The organism is Streptomyces sp. A012304, from assembly GCF_026008495.1.
Classification (GTDB): Bacteria; Actinomycetota; Actinomycetes; order Streptomycetales; family Streptomycetaceae; genus Streptomyces.
This window is the reverse complement of the sequence record NZ_BQUN01000057.1, coordinates 99,575-109,333: the sequence shown is the minus strand read 5'-3', so window position 1 is coordinate 109,333 and position 9,759 is coordinate 99,575. Positions and strand designations below refer to the sequence as shown.

The following is a 9,759-nucleotide window of genomic DNA, read 5'->3' as shown; positions in this document are numbered from 1 at the left end:
TACGGAGGGCCGTCGCGCGGGATGCCAAACGGCTCACGCGGCTCGTGCGTGGCTCAGGCGCCTATGAGGGTAAGTACGCGGCCGCAGTCGCGGGCTACCGGGTCGGGCCTGATTACATCGAGGTCCACCGCGCCTTTGTGGCCGTCGGCGCCGACGAGCATGGAGGCCGGGTCCTCGGGTTCTACTCGCTCGTTGTCGATCCACCGGAGCTCGACCTGCTGTTCGTCGCCGACGAAGCGCAGGGACAGGGTATTGGACGGCTGCTCGTCGCGCACATGCAGTCCGAGGCCCGTTCCGCCGGGCTCGATCGTGTCAAGGTCGTGTCGCATGTTCCCGCCGAGGACTTCTACCACCGCGTCGGTGCAGTGCGGATCGGGACCGCGCTCGCGAACCCGCCCGCCGTGCCGTGGGACCGTCCCGAGTTCGAGTTTCGCGTTTCTTCGGAATGACGCGGTGTGCCGGTGCGCAGGGCACCCGGCTTCGCCTGCATCGTGGCCGGCATGCAGAGCCGCTGGACGCCGCGCGCTCCGTGTGTGCCGTCGCCTCTGCCCTGGCGGGGGAACGCCTGCGCCAGCGTGCTGTCCCGAGCGGGCGCCTCTACTGCTGCCCGAGGCGCGCGGCCTCGGCAGTCGGCTTCAGTCCCGGCCCTTGCCCCGCAGCGCTTGGTGACGTCGTTCCAGCAATAGACGCAGCACTTCCGGCGCACGTGGCGCAGGGATCACACGGGCTTGGCGCCGGACATGCCTACGACGGTCCAACGCGGTGACGACACGCGTCGTACGGGCGCTACTGGATCATTGGCCAGGTGAGCTGAGCCGCTCCCCCCGGGGGGCGCGGGGAAGGCTGCTGCGGGTCATGGGTCACACAGTGACACCGGGCTCGGGGTCGGGGACCGCCTCGGCCCATGTGGCCATGGCTTCGAGGACGTCGCGCAGTTTTTCGCCGAGCGGGGTGAGGCGGTACTCGACGCGTGGAGGGATCTCCGCGTAGGTGGTGCGGCTGACGATGCCGTGGGTCTCGAACTGGCGGAGTCGGCTGGTCAGGGTGTGGGGGCTGATGCCGGGCAGGGCGTCGCGTAGTTCGGTGAAGCGGTGGGGGCCCTTCAGCAGTTCGCGAACGATGAGGGTGGCCCAGGGGCCGTTGAGGAGGGTCAGGAACCGGGCGACACCGCACTCGGGAAGACAGGGATTGGTCACTTTTTGAGGGTAGCCCATTAGTGCAGTTGATGTAACTGGTGCATCGCATGCACTAATGGCTCCATGACCTACGTGATCCATGGCGCCACCGGCGCCCAAGGTTCCCCTGTCGTCTCCGCTCTCGCTGCCGCGGGAAAGTCCGTGGCCGCTGTGACCCGCAACGAGCACGCCGTCGTGGACGGCGCACACGTGGTGGCCGCCGCCTACTCCTCCGCCGCTGACCTGACCGGCGCCTACCGTGATGCCGAAGGGGTGTTCGTCCACCTGCCGTTGACCTCGGAGGAGAACCGTCAGATCTTCGCGGACAATATCCTCACCGCCGTCCGCGCGGCCCGTCCGGCTCGCGTGGTGTTCTCCACCAGCGGCTTCCCGATCGATCCCGCCATCGGCGGTGCCGCTGCGTCACTGGCCGCCGGCCTGGCCGACAGCGGTGTGTCCCACGCGGTGATCGCGCCCGAGTTGTACCTCGAGAACCTGCTCATGCCGTACGTCGTCGATTCGGTCCGTGAGCGCGGTGTGCTGCCGTACCCGATCCGGGCGGACTTCCCGGTCTCCTGGGTGTCCCATCTGGACATCGCCGATGTCGTCGTCGCCCTGTTCGAGCGCCCGGACGTCACCGGTGTGGTTTCCGTCGGACAGTACCCGGCGATCACCGGGCCGGATCTGGCGGAGGCGTTCGGCGCCCGGCTGGGCCGGGACGCGGTCTTCGAGCCGATCACCCCTGAGCAGTTCCGTACCTCGGTCGCGCCCCTCATCGGGGAGGGCGCGGCTGCCGATGTCGCGGGGGCCTACGAGGCGATGAGTGCCATGCCCGGCCGCTCGATCGCGCCGGAGACCTCTGCCCAGAGGCTGCTGGGCGTCACTCCTCGGACCACGAGCCAGTGGCTGGCCGACATGGGGCTTTGATCGACCGGCCCTCTTCATACGATGTGGGTCAGACCCGCAGTCCAGGCCAGGCGCCGGCACCCGTGAGGTGCCCGGCGCCTGCGCCGTCCCGCTTCCGGCAAGCCTCCGGGCGAGGCCGTCCCGGCTGCTGACCGATGCGGCGGGCCCGCCCGTACACGACCCCTCCACGACGGCCGGCCGCCGCCCTGCACTCCGCCGGCGAGAACGCCGACGTCGTCACGCGCGTGCCGGCCGCCACCCCCGGCCGGGCTCGTCCTGGTATTTACCGAGACGGATCCCTGCCGTCTCGACGGCGGCACCGGTCTGCCGCGCCGTCTTCGTCGGCACTTCTCGCAACGGCCGCCGCACGCGCTGCGCACGCCGCGGTGCCACACGTTCCACGTGTCCGCGCACCGCGACCGCAAGCGGCGGCGGGAGGGCCGTCCACCTCATCCTGCCGTGCCCGCCGGAGCTCAGAGGGTTGCGCGCAGGTGGCTGACCGTGACGAAGTGGTAGCCGCGGGCGGTCAGGGTGCGCAGGATCTCGGGGACGGCGGCGACCGAGGTGGGGTGGATGTCGTGGATCAGGACGACGTCGCCCGGCTCGGCCTGGGAGATGACGGTCTGGGCGACCTTCCCGGGGTCGTGGGATTTCCAGTCCAGGGTGTCCATGTCCCACAGGACGGGGGACAGGCTGGTGGCCGCCTTGACCTTGTCGTCGATCGCGCCGTACGGCGGGCGGAAGAGGGTCGGCTCCTTGCCCGTGGCGGCCTTGATCGCCGCGCTGGTGCGCTCCAGCTGGGAGCGGACCTGGGCGGGGGTGAGGTTGGTGAGGACCGGGTGGTTCCAGGAGTGGTTGGCGATCTCGTGGCCGGACTTCATCTCGGCGCGGACGATGTCCGGGTGGGCGGCGACGTTCTGGCCGACGACGAAGAAGGTGGCCCGGGCCTTGTACTGGGCGAGGTACTTGAGCAGCGTTCCCGTCTCGGGGGCTGCGGGGCCGTCGTCGAAGGTCAGGGCGATGCACTTGGTCTTGGAGCAGTCCGTGGTGTCCGCGCCCGGGTCCGGCTGGGCGGCGACGGTCGGAGCGGGGGTGTGGGGGGCACCGAGGTCGAATCTGTCGTCCGGGTCGGTGGTCTGGTGCTGGGCACGGCTGCCGAATTCGGACAGCCACGGGGTGACGGTCGCCTTGGGGAGGGTGACGGAGATGCGGCCGGCCGGGGGGACGCCGACCGTGCCCCGGTCGAAGTCCACCTTCAGGTCGCCGTCGGCGGTGAAAGCCATGTCGTCCAGGTAGGCGTCGCGGTTCTCCCGGTCGCCGAGCGACGCCTCGACGGTGTCGGGGGTGACCCCCTCCCGCTTCTCCAGGCGCTTCGTCAGGGCCGCGACGAAGGCGTCCTGGGAACCGTCCGCGATGAGGCCGGGGGAGGGCCGGTACTTCTTGGCGGCACCGTCGTACCAGTACGCCCTGGTGTCCACGCCGTCCGCGTTCGACGTGCGGTCCACCGTCGTCAGCCGGACGCCCAGCACGTCGCCTGAGGCGACGAGGAAAGAGAAGCTGACGTTCAGCTCGGGTCCCTCCGACCCGTCCGCGCCACCGCAGTTCGGCGCGCCGCCGGTGTCCTCGCCGAGGAAGCCCGCGAGGCGTCCCTCCACGTCCTTCTTCATCGCGGCCGTCATCACGTCGGCGCCGGGGACGTCCGGGTAGCTCGTGGCCCAGGGGCAGGAGCGGTCTGTGCTGCTGTCGCTGACGATGTTGACGCCCTTGAGCTTGGTCAGGTCGACCTGTGTGCCGGTGTCGTTCCCTCCGGTCCGGGACGGGCCGTCCGGGGAGGGCGCGGAGTCCGCCGGTGGCGAGCCGGTGGAGCAGGCGGCCGTCAGGGCGAGCGAGCCGAGCAAGAGGAGTGCGGGGGCGAGGGCGCGTCTGGGCATGCGTGAACCTAGGTAGTGAGGTGCCTGGTGGCGTGGGGCGGGGTGTGCGGTGGGCGAGCTGTCGCTGCGCTGCGGCGTCCCGTTGCGACGCCTTGCGAAGGGCAAGGGCTTCTTTTCGCCGGGGCAAGGTATGTTTTCGGCCGGTCTCCCGCAATGCCCGTCGCCCGCCGCCGGCCCGAATGTGACCACTGTCTCTTCGGTCGCGCTGCCGTGGCCCCGGCGCGGGAGGCGCCGGGGCCACGGTGGGCCGGGCCGGGTCAGTTGATCCGGACGATCTTCCAGAGTTGGCTGTCGTTTCCTGTGTCGGCGGACTGGATGATCAGCGCTCCGTTGGCGGTGGAGGCCGAGGTGACGTCCGCGACCAGGCCGCTGCCGACGTTGACGACCTTGTAGTAGCCGTTGCCGGCGCTGGTGAGCGTCCACTGTTGCGAGGTGGCGCTGGAGGACGTGTTCTGTATGACGGCCGCCCCGGCGGTGTTGGAGGAGCCGTTCACGTCCAGGAGCAGATTGCTGCGGAGGTTCTTGAGCTTCCACGCGCCGCTGCCGGCGGACTGGAAGGTCCACATCTGACAGTTGCAGGCGGTGTTCACCCACTGGGCGGCCTGTGCGCCGACGGTGGTGGCGGCGCCCGGCATCTCCAGGTACTTGCCGCTGTTCTTGTTGATCAGGATGTACTGGCCGGTGCCCAGCGGCGGCAGGGCGACCTGGGTCAGGTTCCAGCGCTGGCAGGCGCAGCCCGTGGACCCCCACTGCACGGCGGCGGTGCCGACGGCGGTCGAGGCGTTGGGGATTTCCAGGTACTTGCCGGTGAGCCGGTTGACGATGGTGAAGCCGCCGGCAGGATCGGGGGAGACGGCCCACTCGTGGTCGAGGGTGCCGTTGTCGTCCCACTGCACGATCTTGGCGCCGTCGCCCGGCCACATGTCCTTCACGCCGAGGACCTTGCCGGTGGCGACGTTGAAGATCTTGAAGTAGCCGGACGGCTGCTGCGTGAAGCGCCACTGCTGGTCGGTGCCGCTGCCGGACGTCTGCTGGGTGGCGAAGGTGCCGTTGGTGGTGGAGCCGCCCGCGATGGCGAGCTTCAGATTGCTGTGGGCATTGGACAGCGTGTAGGTGGCGCCGTCGGAGATGCCGCCGCCCAGGTCGATGGTGCCGTACGTGATCGGGTTCTGGGTGGTGTTGAGGTAGCCGCCGCTGAAGATCTCCAGGCTGTGGCCGTCGGCGAGGGGGAGCAGGGCGCGGGTGTAGCCGCCGGGGACGGTGGAGGCGATGCGGGTCCAGGCGTTCGCGGCGCCGTTCTGCGTGTTGAGGAAGAGGTCGGTACTGCTGTAGGCGGAGACCGCGAGGGTGCCGTTGGGACCGCCGGTGGGCAGCCAGGTGATGTACGGCGAGCTGGAGGGGACGTAGCCGTCGGTCGCGCGAAGGACCTGGCCGGTGACGGAGCCGAATGCCTCCGGGTCGGCGGAGATCTTGTAGTAGACGGCGAAGTTCTTCTCAGGTGCGCCGCCGTACTCGTACGTCATCACGTAGTTGCCGTTGGGCAGCTTGGCGACCACTGGCATGCCGGGGCGGTCGGTGTACCTCGGCATGGCGACGTCGTCGACGACGGGTCCCCAGTTGACGCCGTCCGTGGTGGTCTGGTGGACCATTTTCTGGCCGTGGTCAGGGTCGCGCTGGTCGGAGTAGTAGACGATGAGCTTGTTGTTGTGGACGAGCAGGAACGGCTCCCACACGGGTGTCTCGCCGTTGTTGGGTACGCCTTTGCCGCCCTTGGCGATGCTGCTGACGTATGACCAGGTGGCGCCGCGGTCGGTGCTGGCGTACAGGTCCAGTTCGGTCGTCGCCAGGTCGCTGGGGAGGGAGTTACCGGCGGCAAGGATGGTGCCGGCGGGGAAGTCGCCGATCCGGGTGGGCAGTTCGAACAGTTGCGGCTGGTAGCGCAGTCCGTAGCCGTTGTGGGTGTCGGCGACGCTGGAGATCTGGGTCCAGGTGTTGCCGTTGTCGGTGCTGCGGTAGATCGGGAAGACGGGGGTGCCCGTGGTGTACTGCTCGAAGGTGGCGAGCAGGGTGCCGTTGGCCGCCCCGTTGTGCTCCAGGCGTATCGCCCGTGGGTAGAGCGAGCCCTGGGCGGGGGAGTTGGGCGGCGGGGTGTACATCGTCTGTGTCGGCCGGGCGATGGCGTCGGCCTCGCCGGCGGTGGGGATGACGAAGGCCAGGGCTGCGGCGAGCAGCGCGAGCAGAGTGGCGATGACGTGGGACCGTGGAACGGCGCCGCGTCTGGCGCCTTCCCATGGGACGGTGGGCATGGTGCGGCTCCCTCGTGAACCTTGATCGGGCAGGGAAGGGTGGTGCTGAGGGCCCGCCGCTCCCGAAACGGCATGGGGAGGGGAAGCGGCGGGTGCCTGAGGGGAGGGGGGTGGCTGCTTGGTGAACCGCTATTTGAGGCTGCCGACGGTCAGGCCGCCGCGCCAGTACCGCTGGAGGAGAAGGAACGCGACGATCAGCGGCAGGACCGCCACGAGCGAACCCGCGACGACGAGGGTGAACAGTGCGTTGGCGCCGGACTGGATCAGGGCTCCCTGGTACCAGGACTGCAGGCCGACGGTGAGCGGGAAGAGCTTGTCGTTGTTGAGCATCACCAGCGGCAGGAAGAAGTTGTTCCAGGTGCCGACCATGGAAAACAACAGCACCGTGACCAGGGCGGGTTTGAGCGTGGGCAGCACCACGGAATACAGGACGCGCAGCTCCCCGGCGCCGTCGACGCGGGCGGCTTCCAGCAGTTCGTCCGGCACGGACTGCTGCACGTAGACCCGCATCAGGTAGACACCGAACGGGTTGAGCAGGGACGGCAGGATGACCGCCCACATGGTGTTGGTCAGCTCGACCTTGCTCAGCAGCAGGTAGGTGGGGATGGCCAGCGCGGTCGCCGGGACCATGATGGCGCCGAGCAGGCTGGAGAAGAGCAGGTTGCGGCCGGGGAAGCGGTACTTGGCGAAGGCGTACCCGGCCAGTGTGGCGACGGCGGTGGCGCCGACGCCGCTGACGCCCGCGTAGATGGCGGTGTTGGCCATCCAGCGCAGGTACTCGCCGTCGTTGTGGGTGAACAGCTGCTGGAGGTTGGTGACGAAGGAGCCCGGCTGATGGAACCACAGGGCGGCGCTGGAGAACAGGGCGTCGTTGTTCTTGGTGGCGGCCACGACCAGCCACCAGAACGGCAGCAGGAAGTACAGGATCATCGCCACCATCACGGCGTTGACGGTGACACGGCCTCGGGCGGAGGACGTACGGCGGGAAGCCGGGACGGCGACAGCGGGAGCAGCGGCGGTCGTCACTTCAGTCCGCTCCTTTTACGCGTGGCGAACAGGAAGAGATAGGAGCCGATGAAGACCACCGCTCCGAGGGAGAAGGAGATGGCGGCGGAGTAGTTGAACTCCGAGTACTGGAAGGCGAGGTTGTAGGCGTAGAGGTTCGGGGTGTAGTCCGGTGTGATCACCGAGGAGGCGGTCGGCTCCAGGACCCGGGGCTCGGTGAAGAACTGCAGCGTGCCGATGATGGTGAACATCAGCGTGAGAACGATCGCCGAGGAGATCATCGGGATCTTGATGCGCAGGGCGGTCTGCAACCGGCCGGCTCCGTCCATCCGCGCCGCCTCGTAGACCTCGCGGGGCAGGCCCTGCAACGCCGCGTACAGGACGATCATGTTGTAGCCGGTCCACTGCCAGGTCACGATGTTGCCCAGCGAGGTCAGCATCAGGCCGTGGCCCAGCAGGTCGACCTTCCCCAGGCCCAGAGCCTGGCTGAGGGAGGCTACCGGGCCGAAGGTGGGGCTGTAGAGGAAGCCCCACATCAGCGCGCCGATCACTGCGGGCACGGCGTACGGCATGAACAGGGTCAACCGGAAGACTTTGGCGAGACGGCTGGTGACCTCGTCGATGATCAGGGCCGCGACGAGGGCTAGCACGAGCATCACCGGGATCTGTACCAGGCCGAAGACGATCACGCGGCGCACGCCGGACAGGAACTGCGGGTCGGTGAAGGTCCGTTCGTAGTTGGCGAACCAGCTGAAGTGGTCACCGCCGACCAGGGTGGAGGTGCGCAGGCTCAGCCAGAACGCGTATGCCAGCGGGGCCACCAGGAAGACCAGGAAGAGCAGGCCGAACGGGGTGACCAGGAGCAGGCCCATCGCCTTGTGCCGGGTACGGGAGCTCCGTCGCCTGGCGTGCCGTCCCGAGTTGCCGTCGGCCGCGGGGACGTCGCGGCCGACGGTGACCGGTGTACTGGTGGCCGCGCCCGCGTGGGTGGAGGAACCCTGTCTGAGCAGGCTCATCAGCATCTCCTTGCGTTGCGGGGTGCGGCTACGGGTTGACCTTGAATCCCTGCTTGTCCGCGTAGGAGGTCACCTGCTGCTGGAGTGTGTCGGCCACGGACGACCACGGCAGCCGGCCCTCGATCGCCTTGCCCACCAGGGTGGTCTGGGTGTTGTAGGCGTAGTCCTGGAACGGACTCCAGTCGAAGGTCCCGATGTTGTTCGCGGCAGGAACGAACACCTTGTTCACCTGCTGACCGCCGAAAAACTCGTACTTCTTGTTCTGGAAGTACGGGCCATTCAGGACAGACTTGACGGTGGGAAACAGGTACGCCTGGTCGATGCCGACCTTCCAGGCGGCCTCGGACTCGCCGAAGATCTCGCGGGCGACCTGGGTGGCCTCCTTGGGGTGCTTGGTCTGCGAGGTCACCGCGAAGGTCGAACCGCCCCAGTCGCCCTGGTCGTTGCCGCCCTTGGTCCACTGGGGGAGCGGGGCGACCCGCCACTTGCCGGCCGTCTTCTTGGCCACGCTCTGCAGGTAGCCCGGGCCCCAGCCGGCGGCGATGTACGTGGCGTACTTGCCGCTGCTGAGGCCGTTGTAGAAGTCGGTGGTCGCGTAGGAGGAGGTGTCGACCAGCTTGTTCTTGATGAGGTCGCCCCAGTAGTCGTACACCTTCTTGGCGCCGGGGTCGTTCAGCCGGACGCCGATGTTCGGCAGCTTGCTCGGTGCGTAGGTGTACGGGCGTGAGCCGGCCTGCCACATCAGGCCCTGCAGCCAGCCCGCGGCCGTCTCGTCGCTGCCGAAGTTGGTCAGGTACGCCTTCGGGTCGGCCTTGCGCAGCTTGGCCGCTTCCTCCTTGAACTCCGCCCAGGTGGTGGGCACCTTCAGCTTGTACTTCTTGAAGATGTCCTCCCGGTACATCATCGCCATCGGTCCGCCGTCGACCGGGATGGCGTAGACGTGGTCGCCGTCGGAGACCTGCTTCCAGGCCCAGTCGACGTACTTGCCCTTGTCCTCGTTCGCGCCGTACTTGCTGATGTCGAGGAGGCCCTTGCTGACCTGAATGGTCGGCAGCTCCTGGAACTCGAGCATGACGACGTCCGGAGCGCCCTTGCCGGCCTTCAGCGCCGTCTTCAGCTTGGTGTACTCGTCCTGGCCGACACCGGCCTGCACCCAGTCGACCTTGATGTTCTTGTGGGTCCTGTTGAACTCGTCCACGACCGGCTTGAACTGCGGGTACCAGGCCCACACCTTGATGTGCACGGGGCCGCTGGAACCGGCGCCGCTCTCGCTGCCGCCGGCACTGCAGGCGGCGATCAGCACGCCGGCGAGGGCGGCGGAGGCGGCGGCGGTCGCGGGTCTGCGGAAGGAGCGGGATCTTCTGGGCGAGGGTGAGGACATGGCTGATCTCCGTGAGTGAGGTGCTGGGGGCGGGGAGTG

8 protein-coding genes are annotated in these 9,759 nt (G+C 68.5%); 2 read left to right on the top strand and 6 right to left on the bottom strand.

Going from position 1 to position 9,759, the window contains the following annotated elements; genetic code table 11:
* On the top strand, window positions 1–449 hold a 449-nt coding region (locus ALMP_RS12820), incomplete at its 5' end, for a GNAT family N-acetyltransferase (RefSeq protein ID WP_264927168.1).
* Between the two features lie 411 nt (window positions 450–860).
* Here ALMP_RS12820 and ALMP_RS12815 read toward each other — a convergent pair.
* Window positions 861–1,196: a helix-turn-helix domain-containing protein gene (locus ALMP_RS12815; protein WP_264927165.1), complete on the bottom strand. Its 336-nt coding sequence runs from the start codon at window positions 1,194–1,196 to the stop codon at window positions 861–863.
* A 63-nt stretch (window positions 1,197–1,259) separates the two neighbouring features.
* Between ALMP_RS12815 and ALMP_RS12810 the strand changes: the two genes are divergently transcribed.
* Window positions 1,260–2,102 (top strand): SDR family oxidoreductase, encoded by an 843-nt coding sequence (locus ALMP_RS12810; protein WP_264927163.1) that lies wholly within the window; start codon window positions 1,260–1,262, stop codon window positions 2,100–2,102.
* Window positions 2,103–2,554: 452 nt separating this feature from the next.
* On the opposite strand, the gene ALMP_RS12805 is transcribed toward ALMP_RS12810, so the two are convergent.
* The 5 genes from ALMP_RS12805 to ALMP_RS12785 form a co-directional block, all read right to left on the bottom strand.
* On the bottom strand, window positions 2,555–4,012 hold the full coding sequence (locus ALMP_RS12805) for a polysaccharide deacetylase family protein (RefSeq protein WP_264927161.1): 1,458 nt from the start codon (window positions 4,010–4,012) through the stop codon (window positions 2,555–2,557).
* Between the two features lie 257 nt (window positions 4,013–4,269).
* Window positions 4,270–6,318, bottom strand: a complete 2,049-nt coding sequence (locus ALMP_RS12800; protein ID WP_264927159.1) for an RICIN domain-containing protein — start codon at window positions 6,316–6,318, stop codon at window positions 4,270–4,272.
* Between the two features lie 129 nt (window positions 6,319–6,447).
* A complete protein-coding gene (locus tag ALMP_RS12795) occupies window positions 6,448–7,344 on the bottom strand; it encodes a carbohydrate ABC transporter permease (protein WP_264927157.1) in 897 nt (298 codons plus the stop codon).
* Window positions 7,341–8,339, bottom strand: a complete 999-nt coding sequence (locus tag ALMP_RS12790) for a carbohydrate ABC transporter permease (RefSeq protein WP_264927155.1) — start codon at window positions 8,337–8,339, stop codon at window positions 7,341–7,343. The genes ALMP_RS12795 and ALMP_RS12790 overlap by 4 nt, the downstream gene beginning before the upstream one ends.
* 28 nt (window positions 8,340–8,367) lie before the next feature.
* Window positions 8,368–9,720, bottom strand: a complete 1,353-nt coding sequence (locus ALMP_RS12785) for an ABC transporter substrate-binding protein (protein WP_264927153.1) — start codon at window positions 9,718–9,720, stop codon at window positions 8,368–8,370.
* Between the last annotated feature and the right edge of the window lie 39 nt (window positions 9,721–9,759).

Bases quoted from the DNA above. Each gene is read 5' to 3' on its own strand.
- ALMP_RS12810 (WP_264927163.1), top strand. From the start codon at position 1,260: ATGACCTACGTGATCCATGGCGCCACCGGCGCCCAAGGTTCCCCTGTC.
- ALMP_RS12805 (WP_264927161.1), bottom strand. From the start codon at position 4,012: ATGCCCAGACGCGCCCTCGCCCCCGCACTCCTCTTGCTCGGCTCGCTC.
- ALMP_RS12800 (WP_264927159.1), bottom strand. From the start codon at position 6,318: ATGCCCACCGTCCCATGGGAAGGCGCCAGACGCGGCGCCGTTCCACGG.
- ALMP_RS12790 (WP_264927155.1), bottom strand. From the start codon at position 8,339: ATGAGCCTGCTCAGACAGGGTTCCTCCACCCACGCGGGCGCGGCCACC.
- ALMP_RS12785 (WP_264927153.1), bottom strand. From the start codon at position 9,720: ATGTCCTCACCCTCGCCCAGAAGATCCCGCTCCTTCCGCAGACCCGCG.